The following is a 14,634-nucleotide window of genomic DNA, read 5'->3' on the forward strand; positions in this document are numbered from 1 at the left end:
GCTGATGGCATTCCTGTTCTCTCGACTCCAGGAGAAAATCATGGCGGATGTGAAAAAGGGTGTGCTGTCGGAACGAGAAAAACAGTGCTTGCGATGGATCGAGCAGGGGAAGTCATCCAGGGAGATCGCAGTTATCCTGAACGTGAGCGAGAACACCGTCAACTTTCATGTCAAGAATGCGATGCGAAAGCTGGAAACGTCCCGCCGGACTTAGTGCGTCGTCAAAGCGCGACGTCAGGGTATTATCTAAGATAACGGCATCGGTTCCGTTGCCCCTAATGCAAGTATGGCGAAGTGTTAGGCGCGACTTTGGGTTGCTCCAGCGGAATGTGAAGCAAATTACGCGCCCGCAGCTGCTTATGAAGGGTGTGCTTCTATTTCGTCGCCGATCGTCACGGGGCGCCGTGGACCACCAGGGGAGGTGAGATCGCGGCGCAAAACGCTCTTGAAAGCTCGAGGGTCTGTCGAATCCCTGTGTTAACGTTCTGATCGATCCGTCCCCGTGCTGCGGACGCGGCGGTTGGATGCGTGTCCCAATTGGGAGGCGGTCGTAGCGGTTTAGGTACTAAAGTCGTTGTCATCGGAAAGGCTGTGTAGACAGCCTAGGCCGGGCACGAAGACGGCAATGATAGTCCGTGAACCGATTTTCGAAAGCGTGCTGTTAGACGTTGCCCCATACTCTAGCGCTCTGCGCGCTACCAAGTGCGGGCAATCCTCACGAAGCGTAGCTGGCTCTATGAGCGACCTCTTCGCTGACCTCCAATGCGAATGTTCGGTTCTTCCGATGATGTAGCGGATTCGAGATAAGCTAAACATGTTTGCGGCGGAAGCCGCGATCCGGGTATCTCTGGAAAGGCAGGCGACTCCAAAGTCAAGCTGACTGAGTTGGACCACGACCAGAGGGCGCCATCAATGATGTGCAAAGTTGCAGTATCCACGGGGAGGCGAGGTGTGCAACGCGACTACAATCGTTGCGCAATGTAGAGCTCATATGCATTCTCCGCGAGGTGGATACGACAGGTGCGCAGAATTGCCGCTGATGATTTCGCCATTTTGTTGCGCAGAAGAACCTGATCTGGTGCTTGTATGTTGTTTGTTGGCTCAATCCCAAGACGTGTTGCAGCGTAGGTCGTTTCTTGGGCATTTTTACTCTCACGTCGGCAGCGCAATTCTCCCGGCAGTCTGTTAACGAATCGAGTTGTCGGCGTGACTTCGTGTGTTGCGCAAGGAAAAAGCTCCTCCAACTCGGCAATGCTTGCAGCCGACGCGTCGGAGATCGCCATGCATACCACCCTTGGCATGATGTCGATCTGGCTGCTGATCAATGCGCTGATCGTTGTGCTGATGATGCCCGTCGACAAGTCTGCCCGGTGACGCCAACAGGAGAACCTCGGATGCGGAGGTAAGCAGCATCGCTGCGTCCCAGTCTTGCCAGCGGCAACGCAACACGGTCGTGCAGCCCCCGAACGGCTGAAACTTGCGACTCCTTAGCCGGCACGCGGCTTGCAGTAAGCGGCGCATGACATAGCGCAGGCCGCGCTATGTCATGCGCTTCCATGGTTTCCGCCGCGTCTGCTTGACGCGCCAGGGCCGGCCAGCGTGGCCCGCCGATCTTATCGAGAAAAGTCCATGAACACGCCACCACTCTTGTCCGCGGTGTTGCCTTCGATTGCTAGCGCCACGTCCACCGCGCTTTCACAGGAGCAAACGGATGCGGCGGTGACTGACGACCCATTCCTTTGGCTCGAAGAGATGGAAGGGCCTGGCGCGTTGGCTTGGGCTCGCGGCGAGAACGAGAAGACGCTCGAGGTGCTTCAGTCAGATCCTCGCTTCGGCGGTTCTACGAACAGGCGCTCTCCATCCTGCAGGCCAAAGATCGGATCGCAGATGTTCTATTCGAAGGGGGCGGTTTGGAGCAGTTCTGGCAAGACGAGAATCAGGTGCGCGGCGTCTGGCGGCGCACCACGCGTGAGAGCGATCGTCGCCAACACCCAAAGTGGGAAACCATCCTCGACGTGGACGCTTTGGCCGCCGTCGAAAACAGAGACTGGGTCTTTCAAGGTCACAGCTGCCTTCCGCCTGAAGAGCGCCGTTGCCTGATTAGTGTTTCCGATGGCGGAAAGGATGCCGTGTCCATACGAGAGTTCGATCGCGCCGCCAAGACCTTCGTCGCGGACGGCTTTCATCTCCCCGAGGGCAAGCAGGACGTCAGCTGGGTCGATGGTGACACCCTCCTTGTTGCACGGGACTGGGGCGAGGGGACTTTGACGCAAGCCGGCTACGCCTTTGTAGTGAAGGAGCTCAAACGTGCTCAGCCGCTCAGTGAGGCTCGCGAGATCTTTCGGGGCGAGCCCACCGACGTTGGGGCGTCCCCCTTCGTGCTTCGTGATAGCGAGGGTCATATTCATGCGACCGGCGCCGCCCGCGCAATCAGCTCTTTCGAGTCCGAGTATGTGGTCTTCCGCCCGATGGGCCCGTCAAGCTCGATCTGCCGAAGAAGGCCGAGATCGCCACGCTCGCGTGCGGCCGCCTTGTGAAACCTGATGAGGACTGGACACCATCCGAGGTCATCCGCTTCACGGCCGGCTCGATGATCTCGTATGACCTCGATGAATGGAAACAGGATCCTTTGCGCGCCAGACCATCGCTCGTCTTTCAGCCTGGGCCCCGGCACATGAAGCCGACCGGGTCATATTCACCGTCTCGAGCTATCTCAGACCAACCTCAGTGTGGTCGTTTGATGCCGAACGCAAAAGCTTGGAGGAATTGAAGAAGGCACCCTCTGCCTTCGATGCGTCGAACCATGTGGTGGAGCAGCTCGAGGCCATTTCGCGTGATGGCACGTCAGTTCCCTATTTTCTGGTGCGGCCCAAAAACGCAAGGTTTGACGGCACGATCCCGACACTTCTCCATGGCTATGGCGGTTTCCAGGAGCCGCAACTGCCCTCTGACCTGGGATCGATGGGGCGGCTATGGGTCAAACGGGGCAATGCCTATGTCGTTGCGAACCTGCGCGGGGGCGGTGAGTTTGGTCCACAATGGCACCAAGCGGCCCAGGCGGCAACGAAGCAGACGACATGGGATGATTTCATTGCCGTTGCCGATGACCTGATCCGTCGGAAGATCACTAGTCCGCGCCAGCTGGGCGCGATTGGCGGCAGCCAGGGCGGCTTGCTCGTTGGCGCCGCGATCACCCAGCGTCCCGAGCTCTTCACGCGGCGATCATCGAGGTGCCGCTATTCGACATGCTTCGATACACCAAGCTGGGCGCGGGCGCCTCCTGGATCGGCGAGTACGGTGACCCCGCCATTGCCGAGCAGCGTGCGTGGATCGAAGGCTACTCGCCATACCAGAAGCTGGTGGCGGGCACGACCTATCCCGCTCCCTTAATTCTTACCTCCACCAAGGACGACCGCACGCATCCGGCGCACGGCCGCAAAGCTGCCGCGAAGCTCGCCGCGCTGGGCCAGCCTTACTTCTATTACGAGAACATCGACGGCGGACATAGCGCCGCGGCCAATCTCGTGGAAGATGCGCGTCAACTCGCCCTTGAATACACCTATGCATCGAGGCGGCTTTGTTCTGAGTAAGTTCGGCGGACGGGCTGATCGAAGTCGATATCTAGAGACCATTGATTATCTCAACTCCTCACATTGCTCATCTGAATTCATGGAACGCAAGGCGAGAGAGCTGATGAGGGTGGTCGGACTCGATGAAGCTCGTCAGATGCGCAAATTACCGGTCTGAACAGCTTCCGCCGCTGGCGAGCGGATTTCCTGGCGTCCCAAGCACAACATGACGAGCTGGAAGTAAGTTGCCAGATGGGCTTCCTTGATTGAGGATTGTCAATCCGCGCCTTGCCTGCATTGAGCTACGTGACATGCCCTGATCAACCATCTATTTCTCGTACGGTGAAGTCGCTACGCAAGCGGTCACGGATGCGACCAATTGCTTATTCCTCCGCGCAGTCGCCGTCAGAGGCCGCGGCGACGCAGGAACGGCAGATCCAATCGACGCACAGCGTGACGCAGCAGTCGCCTCGGCTGCCACCCCGGCTGCGAAGCGCGCGCGGCACTTAACTCAGGTAAAGTGCTATCGTTCTCACGCAGCATAGATCCAAATCGACAGCGATTGTTGATGGGTCTGGAATGATTGTCTTTCCGCGGTGAGAAAGCGTTCGCGCAGGGTTGCACAATATTGTCTGCCAGCTACACGAGCGGGCGGTATGACCCCGACACATTTATCGCGATCGTCAAAAGGACGCTACCTCATTCGCCGAACGTGAGGAGGTCGCCACAGAGAGTGGACGCCAAGGATCATGTTTCGCTCGACGGGATGAGCGGGATTCCTCGGGTCATCATCGATTTCCAAAGAACCGAGTTGGTATTTGCAGCAGAATTCCCGATCGGTAACTTTCTGGGTCGCCCAACCCGGGCTTGGAGTAAAAGTCCCCGCTCGGTAACTTTTGCTTCTTCATATCGGAACTACGCATAAAAATTCCCGTTCGGTAACTTTTCGCTGGACATTCCGCCCTTTCAGCTTATAAAGTTCCCGGTCGGTAACTTTACGACGAGAGAGCTATGAACACGCCTCCAAAGGGCACTCCCCCCTCAGGGGGAAAGGACGCTCCTGGCGAGACCGGTGTCGCGCGCCAAGCCGCCGAGTTCGCTGCAGCATTCGGTCGCCTCATCCAGGAAGAACGCAAACGCCAGGGCCTCCGGCAGGACAAGCTGGCCATGGTGAGTGGGACAGGAAAGCGCTTCATCGTCGACCTCGAGGCCGGAAAAAGCACCTGTCAGCTCGGGCGCAGCCTGCACGTGGCAAACGTGCTCGGGCTGCGCATCGAGGATGTTCTCAAGGACGCCCAAGCCCGCCGCGCGAACACTTCCGAGACACCGGACATTCCCGAGAGCGACGAGGAGGAGCCTGATGGACCGTCTTCCGGTCTACTTTGAGACGCGAGAGGTCGGCTGGATCACGACCGCTGACGAAGCGTCAGGCTTCACCTATGCCGAATCCTGGCGCGGGCTGACCGGCGCCTTCCCTGTGTCGCTCACCATGCCGCTCTCGCGGGCGTCCCACGATGCCTCGGCAATTCTGCCATGGGCGGCAAATCTGCTGCCAGAGAACGCAACTCTCGGGATCGTAGGTCATATGCTCGGCAAGTCGCCGGCCGATGTCATCGGTCTTCTTGCCGAGATGGGCCGCGACACCGCCGGCGCGCTCTCCGTCGGACAGCCTGGCACCGGGCTGATCGCCGGAAAATGGCGAGAGATCCCCGACAAGGCCGCGCTCGAGCGCATCCTCAATGAGCTACCCCACAAGCCCTTCCTCGTCGGCGAAGATGGCGTGTCGATGTCGCTTGCCGGTGTGCAGACGAAGCTCGCCGTCGCTCTGAATGGCGACACCCTGTACATACCGATCGACGGCGCGCCATCGACCCACATCATCAAGCCCGATGGCGAGCACTTACCTGGCGCCGTCCAGAACGAGGCATTCTGCCTGACGCTCGCGCGCATGATCGGAATCCCGACGCCGAAGGTGACGACCGGAACGGCAGGCGAACGTAGCTACCTGCTGGTTGAGCGCTATGACCGCCGTCATGACGGCAAGAGGTGGCGGCGGCTGCATCAGGAGGACTTCTGCCAAGCCCTGGGCCGACCGCCAGCTGCCAAGTACCAGAACAACGATAGAGGCCCAAAAGGACCATCATTGGCCGACATGGTCGGCGTGACCCAGCGCCACATGACAGCACATGAGACCGCCCGCTTCGTCGACCTTGCCATCTTCAATCCAATGGTGTGGAACACGGATTCCCACGCCAAAAATTACTCGCTGATGCTATCGGCGCGCGGCGCCGCCATGGCGCCAGGCTACGACATCGTCTGTGCGGCGCCATATCCGAAGATCACACGCAACATGGCGCAGAAGATCGGCGGGCAGAAGCAGGCTGATCAGCTTGGACGCAACCACTGGGAGCGCTTCGCCATCGACTGCAAGCTCTCTCCAACACAGACGATCCGCCGCGTCTCCGAGATTGCTCAGGCCGTGACACACCATGCAATGGTGGCCAAGGCCGAGGTCGAAGCCATGCCTGCCCGCGGCGATCCCGTCCTGGACACTGTCGTGGAGGCGGTGATTTCGCGCGCAAGCGGCTACCTAGAGCGCCTGAAGCAAACCGAGCCAGCGCCGAAAGGCGCAGCAGCCCTATCGCCCTAGCATTACCGTTGCTATTTTCGGTGAGTTCTGAATCCATGGGTGGGACCATGTTCGGAATCTGATGATTGGCGGCGCGTGGGTTGAAGATACGTTGACGCTGTGGGCTTCCTCGTTGCGAGATGCCAAGCAACGCATCCGTCCGTTGTTTACGCAGGAGCGGGTGGCGGCCTCGGCGTGGCGGTTTCTCGACGGACTGTTGGGTAACGAGCCGCGCAAGACGGGTTGGATGCGGGCTGAAGCGGCCGGCGATCCAGGCCCGTGGCGCCAGCAGGCGATCCTGGGTCCGGGGCAGTGGGATGCCGACGCGCTGCGCGACATTGTGCGTGAGTACGCGCTGGAAACGCTTGCCGATGAGGACGCGGTTCTGGTTATCGATAAGACCGGGTTTTTATAACAGGACAAGGCATCGTGCGGCGTCGCACGCCAGTACACTGGCTCGGCGGGCAAGATCACCAATTACCAGATCGGAGTGTTCGCCTCCAATGTGTCGCGGCATGGCCATGACTTTATCGATCGCACGCTCTACCTGCCGGAGGAATGGACGGACGCCCCCGCTCGCCTGAAGGCACCGCATGTACCGAGCGATGTGGACTTTGCGACCAAGCCCAAGATCGCGCGTCGAATGATCGCTCGTGCGATCGCCGCAAAGGCGCCGTTCTCGTTCGTGGCGGCGGACAGCCTGTATGGCACGGGCGAGAGCGAAACCCTGCTGCGCGAGGCGGGCAAAGGCTATGTTCTGGGTGTTGCTTCCAATCACGTGTTCCGTTCCTGGGGCAAGCCGCAGCCTGCCGCCGGCACCGCCTCCGCGATCGCGCAGAGCCTTCCCAAGAAGGCCTGGCGCGGTCTGTCATCCGGCGGAGGGACCAAAGGTCCGCGCTGGCACGACTGGGCCTATCTTCGAGTTGGGCCGATCTCGACGTCAGTGAATACAACGACGACCTTGCCGGGGAATGGACGCGGGGTCTTCTGATCCGCCGCAACATCGCCTACGGTAGCTTGGCCTTCTTCTCCAGTTGGTGCCCCAAGGGCACCTCCATGCAGAAGCTGGTGTCGGTAGAAGGCCATCGCTAGCCCATCGAGGACAGCTTCGAAACCGCCAAGAACGAGCTCGGCCTTGATCACAACGAAAGCCGCTCCTGGCATGGCTGGCATCGCCATGTCTCACTCGTCATGCTGGCCTTCCATGATGGCCGTCATCCGTCATAGGGCCAATGCTGAGCCAGCGCTCAAAAAACGCGACGCCGGCGCACCAAACATCGTTCCTGATCCCCTGGTCGATCCAGGAAATCCGTCGCATCTCTATCAAGCTCGCTTAACGGCGCATCTCGATCGACCGTGTTCTCGCATGGTCGCTCTGGCGGCGAGCTCACCTGACCGACGCTCGCCGCGCTCACCTCAGACGAAAAATGCAACTGTAATGCTAACTTAGATGAGCCCAGAGCCTCTCTTCGCGAAAAGCCTAATCAGTCTCAAATTATCTGACGTCGGACAGGTTACCAACTGCGTTGTTCAACAAGGAGCTGCAGAATGCAGGCGTGAGCTTGCCGCGGTGGATCACGACGTTTTCGTGCCCCATCGCGGCTCGCGCGCTCTGCCAGTGCCGATTGTAGCCGCGCTGTTCATTGGATTTCACATGGCAAGCGGCGAAGTCGGCGTCAGCCGCTGTCGCCAACTGCGAGGCATGTACCGGCCGCTTCGTATGGATGTGCACCCACATCGGATTCGCCGCCGCACCGTTGCGCAGTGCCTTAGGCCGCAGCTTAATCTCGAACAGCGTCCCCGGATCGCCGCTCAATGCGCGCGGTGGATCCGGAGGCTCCAACTCCCCGGCCGCCCGCAACCGTTCAAGGTATTTCTGCGAGGGAAAGCCGTAGCTCTTCATGCAATCGATCATGATCGCGGCTCTTTGCCTCTTCAATGAGTTTGCCTGTCCCTGCACCTCGGAATACATCGTCTTGAGCCGGACTATCTTGTCGTGCACTTCGGGCACTTGCGCGGGCGTGAGCAAGCCACTTCGACGAGGCTCCTCCACCGCGGCTACACAGGCTTCGATCTCGGCGGCTTGTCCGTGGAGGCGCTCGACGACGATATTTAGGACGTGGTCGGCGTCCTCGGGTTTCATCTGACGCGCTTGCGAAACGGCGCTTTGCTGAGCGGGCAGATCGAACTGCAAAAGTTCGTCCAATCGCTTGAGCAGTCCCGTCAGCGCTTCTCTGGAGGGCGGAGCCTGCCACATCGTCAGGTTTCCGCTCGCCGACGATGACGCCCGCGCGCGGGCCTCCTCCGCGCTCGTGAGTTTCTTTGTACCCAGATCCGAGAGTACGATAACCTTGCGTGTTGAGCCCGTGCCAGCGTCGGACCCGGCGAGCTGCGGCTCAGCGCCCCCAGCTGTCGAACTCCCCTCGCTTGCGGCCGCTGCGCGCCTGCCTTTGCCCTTCCTGCGCGCTGCAGTGCCTTCGCCCACCCCGGCAGTATGTTCCGGCAGCACAGCCCAAGCCGCCGGTTCAATCGTGGCTGGCGTCTTTGGCTGAAGTGCCAGCAGCCGCATGACTTCGTCCGCTGTAAGCCACGCACCTTCCACTATCTGATCCAGCAATTCTAACGGAAGATCGGCTCCCGCTCCGGCGTCCGTCAGGCTGGCAACCATGCCGCTCACTCCTGATGCAAATTCCGAAAGCCGCTCCATGACTCCTTCCAGAACGTCGCGGTGCTCAGCGTCAAGCGTCGCTCCGTTGCGGTTCATCACGGCCTCGGCCGTCGAGGCGAATGCCGGAACAACATCCTCGATGAAGGTGCCGAGCAGACGCACCCGCCCGTCTCCATCAATAAGGGCGTCTCGCACGGCTGGTCCCAACCTGCTCGCTAGGGAGAGCTGCGCGAGAGTGATCTGCGATTCCAGATACTTGTACTTCGTATTGAGTGCATAGCCGGTATGCAGTCGTAGCGCGGCCTCTTCGGACTTCCGCAACTCGGGCGTGCTGCTTGGTAGGTCGGCAGTAGCCGCGCAGACGGACTGCATCCGCTCCGCGCGCAATGCCCTCTTTCTCCACCACTCCATGCCGTGCTCATAGTAGGGCTCCACGCCTGAAAGCACGCGGTTCAGCTGGTCAGGCGAAGCGGTGCGGATGATCCTGCCGAGCAGGGCTGCTGCTTTGTGTCTGCTCTTCTCCAGGTCATCGAAAATCGCAGCAGCCACGGCGTTACCTTCGTCGGCCGCGCCCAGCGTCTCATCGCGGAGCTGGCGAGCCCGATCGTCGGGCAGAATGCGCCCCGCGAAACCTCGGGGCAGAGCAGCGTAGTAGTCCAGAACTGCTAAGCCTGCCTTGACGACTTGATCGATCAGCTCTTGCCTCTCGGAAAAGGTCCGGCCGCGCGTGGCTGCCCTACGACAAGTATTAAGGTCCTCAAGCAGGCTGCCCAACGTTCGCTTTGCTGCCTTAACCTCATCTCGTGTTGGCGCCGCGACATCCGAAGTTGGTTGCCGGTTCACGAGCGGCGCGGTTCTATCTTGAGGTCCGGAGCGCATCCGCTCCACGACGGCCTCGAAAGATTGACTGCGTTCCCCAGGGACGAGGCTGAACTCCAGGCTCGAACTGCTCGATACCCCAGTGCTGTCGGCTCCTGCAGCTCCAACGTGCGATTTGCCAGCTCGGCCGATGCCCGTCATACTTTATCTCCGATAGAAGAGTCGAGAACGCGCAGCCTTCCTGGCTAGACCGCTTCGCTGACGAGTAGCTGACCAAGAGCGTTTTTTCCGATGCACAAGCCCATGTCGCCTCGGGTCCACTTCCATCGCAGCTGCTGTGCTGCTGAAGACAGCGGACGCCGGGATAACCGCCTCAGCTGCGGGATCATCACCTGCAGTACATGACCGCAGCCAGAAGCGCGAAATTTTCGCGAGCGCGCTGGGGGCAGCACACCGTCACTCGACAGCCTTGCATTGGGGGCATTTTCCTCTGGAAATTTCACGCGATCGGCGCAGCAATGGGCGCGCGTACGTTTCGGGCGAAAATCCGTACGCGGGACATCGCGGATAATCTAGTGTCCTAAACCAGAAGTTCATGGCGTTTTAGGCCATGGCTGATTGTGAGCGCAGAAGCGTTCGGTGCAGCTGAGAATGTCGTCAGCTGGTTTGGTCCATCGGAATGGGCTGGGGTCGGCGTTGTGCTGTTCGATGAAGGACATGATCTCAGCACGTAGCTCCGCCACGCTGCGGTAGATGCCGCGCCTGATTTTGCGCTCGGTGATGAGGGCAACGAAACGTTCGACCTGATTGAGCCAGGATGAGCTGGTTGGCGTCAGATGGACGTGCCAGCGCGGTCTTTTGACCAGCCAGTTACGGATCAGCGGTGTCTTATGGGTTGCCTAATTGTCCTTGACGAGATGGACGTCCAGATCCTCCGGCACGGGGACTTCGATCTCATCAGAAACTTGCGGAATTCCGTGGCCCGTGGTGCCCGTAACACTTGCCGATGACCCGGCCGGTTGCGATGTCGAGAGCGGCAAATAGCGATGTCGTGCCATGGCGCTTGTAGTCGTGACTGCGGCGTTCCACCTGACCAGGCCGCATGCGGAACGAGGGTTGGCTCCGATCCGGCGCCAAGATCTGCGACTTTTCGTCGACACACAGCACGATGGCTCGCTCGGGCGGGACCACGCAGAGGCCGACGACGTCGCGAACCTTGGCGACGAAGTCAGGATCGTTTGAAAGATTGTAGGTCTCCACCGATGTGGCTGCAGGCACGAAGGTGCGCCATATCCGCTGTAGTGTCGAGACCGACAGTCCACTAACCCTCGCCATGCTGCGCGAGCTCCAGTGAGTGGCCTTGGGCAGTTTCGTCTCAAGGGTGCGGACGATTACTGCCTCGATCCGGGTATCTTCGATGGTGCGCGGCGTGGCTGGCCGATCCAGGAAACCAGTCGCATCGCTATCAAGCTCGCTCAACGGCGCATCTCAATCGACCGTGTTCTCGCATGGTCGCTCTGGCGGCGAGCTCACCAGGTCGCCGACGCACGGCGCGCTCACCACTACGCCGCTGTATGTCTGATAGGCCATCGAACCGACGAGCGTGGCGCGAAGCGGGAAAAGTCCCGCGCGCGCGAGTTCGTTGACGACGAGACCTTCCATGTGGGGAAGCCAGGGTAGCCCGCCCGCCTCAACTTCGCTGCCAGCTCGCGTCGCGCGCGATAGCCAATCTTGGTGCGCTGGAAAGCTCCCGCGCGTTTGGCAATCTCGGGATCATCGGTCGGACCGACATATTTGAGGGTCGTCTTCTTCGATCCCTCGCCACCGAGGGCGTGTAGATCTTGTAGTAATAGTATTCGCGGTTGGCTCGCTTCTGTTTTGAGAAAGGTCTCGTTTTCCGGAGCGGCTCGCGAGCCTCAATAAGGATCTCTCGCAGTGATTCGGCGGCTTGATCGTGCAAATCCGCCTCAACGGAGGCCGTCGAAAAACTGAGGCCCGAGATCACCGACCGCAAGCAGCGCGAAGCCGCGCTCGCCGTCCGCGAGGCGCGCAATCAGGGCCGACCAGTTCACTAGTCTAAGAGCCTGCGGGCCATTCTGGCCGACCTGAAGCGCGTCCGCTTCCGCGACGCCATCGTCGATCTCGCGCGGAGGATCTCCTACACTCCGGAAACCGTGCAGGCCCTCGCCGAGGAGTACACAGCTTCCAGCATGGCAGCCGACATCGAGGACGGTCGGATGGCCGTTGCCGACGACCTGCTGGCCATCGAAAGCATCTTATCAGATCGGGGAGATGTTCGAAAGGATCGAGGCCTTCCGCAGGCAGCTCGAAGCCCGGGTCCGCAACACCATTGAGTACGCCGAGCGGGTCGGGCACGGACTCGTCGGCCGGGCCGGCGACCTGGTGCGACGCCTGGATGCCCTACTGCGGGACGGCAGGCACCACAAGGCGACAATCGAATGGAGCATAGCTTCGTTCAATCCGTGACCGGCAATCTGCGCCTCGATCCTGGCCACGAGAACAAGATTTTCGGCGACTGCATGTTCACAGCCCGCAGATGACCGCGTAATTCATCAATATCGGCGAGCGGATGCCGCTCACCAATCAGCGAGTTCAGCTTCGGAAAGCAGCTGTCCTCAAGCGAGACGCCCGCCGCGCGAGCCTGACGAAGTTTGCGTGCGAGCAGGCGAGCATTGTTGAAATTGCCGAAGCCGCCATCCCCGTCAACGAGCACAGCTAGCTCTGTCGAGTCCACCATGCGTTCGACGCTCTGGACGAGCCGGTTCATCAAGCTTCATTGGCATCACGATAGCCCAGCGAGCTGGCAATCGACAGACCAAACGCCCAGAGCCCCATTGAATCCTGAGCGCTGGGCAATTGTGGCGGAAAGGCCATCATGGGCTTCCATCAAAACGAGAGCTTATCATTCGAGCAGACCTGGGCACGAAGCATTTCCACAGGCGAGGGCCGCGCGCGTTGTTGACCTGCGGTGGACCGAACGGCTCGTGCTTGATGCTGCATGCCTAGATCCTGTAAGCCGACCTAGATTGCCACCAACATCGCTGCTTCTATTTTTTCGGCGTAATGCCGCTCAATGAACAGCATTGGTAGTTTATTGGGACCGCAAAGGCTTGCATGATCGCCATAGGAGGCGCGCCGAACGCAAAGCTTTCGCTATGGGTTGATTGGCCTCGCGCCTAAGGCTGGAAAGAAGGGCTTTGGATGCAAAATGAATGACCTGGGTTCGCGAGCCCGTGCTACGCCTCCAGAGAGAATTCCCACACTCCTTCGGGGGAGGAGTGCTTAGAGAAAGGGTGATATCCGGCTCACATAGTTAGACGCAAATATCGACAACCACGGTTGTCGTAATGCTGCCGTCGGATTGACGACAATGTCGAAAGCCCGTCGATAGGGCTACAGCAGGATGGCAGCCTCGTGCGAATGGAGCGGCAATCGCCGAAGAACTTGTCCTGCCTCGCCGACAGTTTGCTGGCGCCACTGAGTGGTATGGCATTTGCTGATGCTTTCCTGTTCTCTGGACTACAGGAGAAATTCATGGCGGATAGGCGAGAGGTTGTGCTGTCGGAACGGGAAAGACAGTGTTTGCGATGGGTCGAGGAAGGGAAGTCATCCTGGGCTATCGGAGTGATCCTGAAAGTGAGCCTGAACACCGTCAACTTTCATGTCAAGAATGCGATGCGAAAGTTGGAAACGACCAGCCGGACGCAGTGCGTCGTCAAGGCGCGGCGTTTGGGTCTTCTTTGAGCCGCGGTTTCGGTGGCGCTGTGGCGAAATACAAGCAGACGTCACGTGGCAAGTGTACAGCGATGATAGAGGCGCTGATACTATGTACAGTGCGTGCTTCCATGTCCTCGCTGATTGCTACGGTGAGGCGCCGCGGACAAGGTAATCAAGCTAACGGCGCACGCGCATCACACTCTTGAAAGCTTGACGGTCCGTCGAATCCCAATGTCCGTCCTCCCCTTGCCGGCGTGGCGGTTCGATATGTGTCGGAAGCTGAAATCTGGTGATCATGGCGGCTGACGTGCTGAAATTGTGATCACCCAAACGCGGCTCGGACAGCGCGGGCCGGACCTTAAGTCCGCAATGATGGTCGGCAGACGCATTTCCAAAACACGCTGCTGGTAGACGCACGAACTAGCGCGCTTAACCAAGTTCGGATGATTCTCACGAAACGTTGCTGGCTTAGTGACCGACACTTCGCGGACCATCAATGCAGACGTCGTGTTTTTGGATTATTGGAGCATGTTCGATGCGTGCAACTCTCTTGTGAACCGTTCGCCGCAGCAACTGAAGCGAAGGTCAAATGGTCATCCGGATGCACAGGAATGGAAGCGAAGTGCGGTCGCGTCAGGGGCTTTCTATCGTTTGCATATTGGGCGACAGCTAGGCGATCCGACAGAAAAATGAGACGAGACCTTCGCATCCATAGCGCGATGTTTTTTTGCCGCTGCTCTTGATGGCCGGAAGACTCTTCGCTAGATCACAACGGTTCACTAAGGAGGTGCCGACGTGGCAATGGGTATTGTGAAGTGGTTCAATCCGACAAAGGGTTATGGATTCATTAGGCCCGAGGATGGAGGCCCCGATGTCTTCGTGCACGTCAGTGCCGTGGAAAAGGCCGGTTACACCACTCTCGAAGAGGGGGCCCGCGTAAGTTATCAGCCCAAGGCCGGGCGTACGGGCAAGATCTCAGCTGAAGATCTCCGGGTTGGCTGATACGAACGCCGGATGACGTCTTGGACGAGAGCGGGGTCTCTGTCTCGGGTTGATGAGGATAGTTGTCAGGTAATGGTGAGGTCTTGTTGAAGTGACCAGCTCCCCTTCTCAGCTGAAGCAACATAGCCGAGGCGTGCGCCGCCCAGGCATTTTTGATTGCGACATCGGTGAAGCGCTGTTGGCGCAGAGCCGTCAGTCCCGCGACAAAT

Annotated in this window: 11 protein-coding genes and 3 pseudogenes; 9 read left to right on the forward strand and 5 right to left on the reverse strand. The window is 59.5% G+C overall.

The genetic code is table 11. The features are described 5' to 3' along the window. The first annotated feature begins 40 nt into the window (after nt 1-40). On the forward strand, nt 41-214 hold the full coding sequence (locus ACNJYD_RS10205; protein ID WP_439366222.1) for a helix-turn-helix domain-containing protein: 174 nt from the start codon (nt 41-43) through the stop codon (nt 212-214). Nucleotides 215-962: 748 nt separating this feature from the next. Here ACNJYD_RS10205 and ACNJYD_RS10210 read toward each other — a convergent pair. Next, nucleotides 963-1,283: a hypothetical protein gene (locus ACNJYD_RS10210; RefSeq protein WP_439366223.1), complete on the reverse strand. Its 321-nt coding sequence runs from the start codon at nt 1,281-1,283 to the stop codon at nt 963-965. Nucleotides 1,284-1,775: 492 nt separating this feature from the next. Between ACNJYD_RS10210 and ACNJYD_RS10215 the strand changes: the two genes are divergently transcribed. From ACNJYD_RS10215 to ACNJYD_RS10235, 5 genes and pseudogenes are all read left to right on the forward strand, one after another. After that, entirely contained in the window at nt 1,776-2,537 is a 762-nt protein-coding gene (locus ACNJYD_RS10215) for a hypothetical protein (protein WP_439366224.1), read from the forward strand. A gap of 424 nt (nt 2,538-2,961) precedes the next feature. Beyond that, nucleotides 2,962-3,590, forward strand: a pseudogene (locus ACNJYD_RS10220) (prolyl oligopeptidase family serine peptidase). 990 nt (nt 3,591-4,580) lie between these two features. Continuing rightward, entirely contained in the window at nt 4,581-4,955 is a 375-nt protein-coding gene (locus ACNJYD_RS10225; RefSeq protein ID WP_439366225.1) for a hypothetical protein, read from the forward strand. Beyond that, on the forward strand, nt 4,930-6,219 hold the full coding sequence (locus ACNJYD_RS10230; RefSeq protein WP_439366226.1) for a type II toxin-antitoxin system HipA family toxin: 1,290 nt from the start codon (nt 4,930-4,932) through the stop codon (nt 6,217-6,219). Before ACNJYD_RS10225 ends, ACNJYD_RS10230 begins: the two co-directional genes overlap by 26 nt. A gap of 61 nt (nt 6,220-6,280) precedes the next feature. After that, a pseudogene (locus ACNJYD_RS10235) lies at nt 6,281-7,435 on the forward strand (IS701 family transposase); the annotation flags it as partial. Nucleotides 7,436-7,693: 258 nt separating this feature from the next. Here the strand turns inward: ACNJYD_RS10235 and ACNJYD_RS10240 are convergent. From ACNJYD_RS10240 to ACNJYD_RS10250, 3 genes are all read right to left on the reverse strand, one after another. After that, nucleotides 7,694-9,886, reverse strand: coding sequence for a hypothetical protein (locus ACNJYD_RS10240; RefSeq protein ID WP_439366227.1), 2,193 nt, complete (start codon nt 9,884-9,886; stop codon nt 7,694-7,696). Between the two features lie 756 nt (nt 9,887-10,642). Continuing rightward, nucleotides 10,643-11,164 carry a hypothetical protein gene (locus tag ACNJYD_RS10245; RefSeq protein WP_439366228.1) on the reverse strand — a complete coding sequence of 174 codons (522 nt, stop codon included), beginning with the start codon at nt 11,162-11,164 and terminating at the stop codon, nt 10,643-10,645. A gap of 9 nt (nt 11,165-11,173) precedes the next feature. Beyond that, nucleotides 11,174-11,347, reverse strand: a complete 174-nt coding sequence (locus ACNJYD_RS10250; RefSeq protein ID WP_439366229.1) for a hypothetical protein — start codon at nt 11,345-11,347, stop codon at nt 11,174-11,176. Nucleotides 11,348-11,977: 630 nt separating this feature from the next. Here ACNJYD_RS10250 and ACNJYD_RS10255 point away from each other — a divergent pair. Further along, complete coding sequence (locus ACNJYD_RS10255) at nt 11,978-12,172, forward strand: hypothetical protein (RefSeq protein ID WP_439366230.1); 195 nt, start codon at nt 11,978-11,980, stop codon at nt 12,170-12,172. Here the strand turns inward: ACNJYD_RS10255 and ACNJYD_RS10260 are convergent. Next, nucleotides 12,162-12,473 (reverse strand): isocitrate lyase/phosphoenolpyruvate mutase family protein, encoded by a 312-nt coding sequence (locus tag ACNJYD_RS10260; RefSeq protein ID WP_439366231.1) that lies wholly within the window; start codon nt 12,471-12,473, stop codon nt 12,162-12,164. The genes ACNJYD_RS10255 and ACNJYD_RS10260 overlap by 11 nt on opposite strands. A 782-nt stretch (nt 12,474-13,255) precedes the next feature. On the opposite strand from ACNJYD_RS10260, the pseudogene ACNJYD_RS10265 reads away from it, so the two are divergent. Beyond that, a pseudogene (locus ACNJYD_RS10265) lies at nt 13,256-13,450 on the forward strand (response regulator transcription factor); the annotation flags it as partial. A gap of 768 nt (nt 13,451-14,218) precedes the next feature. After that, complete coding sequence (locus ACNJYD_RS10270; protein ID WP_036030656.1) at nt 14,219-14,425, forward strand: cold-shock protein; 207 nt, start codon at nt 14,219-14,221, stop codon at nt 14,423-14,425. The last annotated feature ends 209 nt before the right edge of the window (nt 14,426-14,634 follow it).

This window comes from Bradyrhizobium sp. SPXBL-02, from assembly GCF_051853065.1.
GTDB lineage: Bacteria > Pseudomonadota > Alphaproteobacteria > Rhizobiales > Xanthobacteraceae > Bradyrhizobium.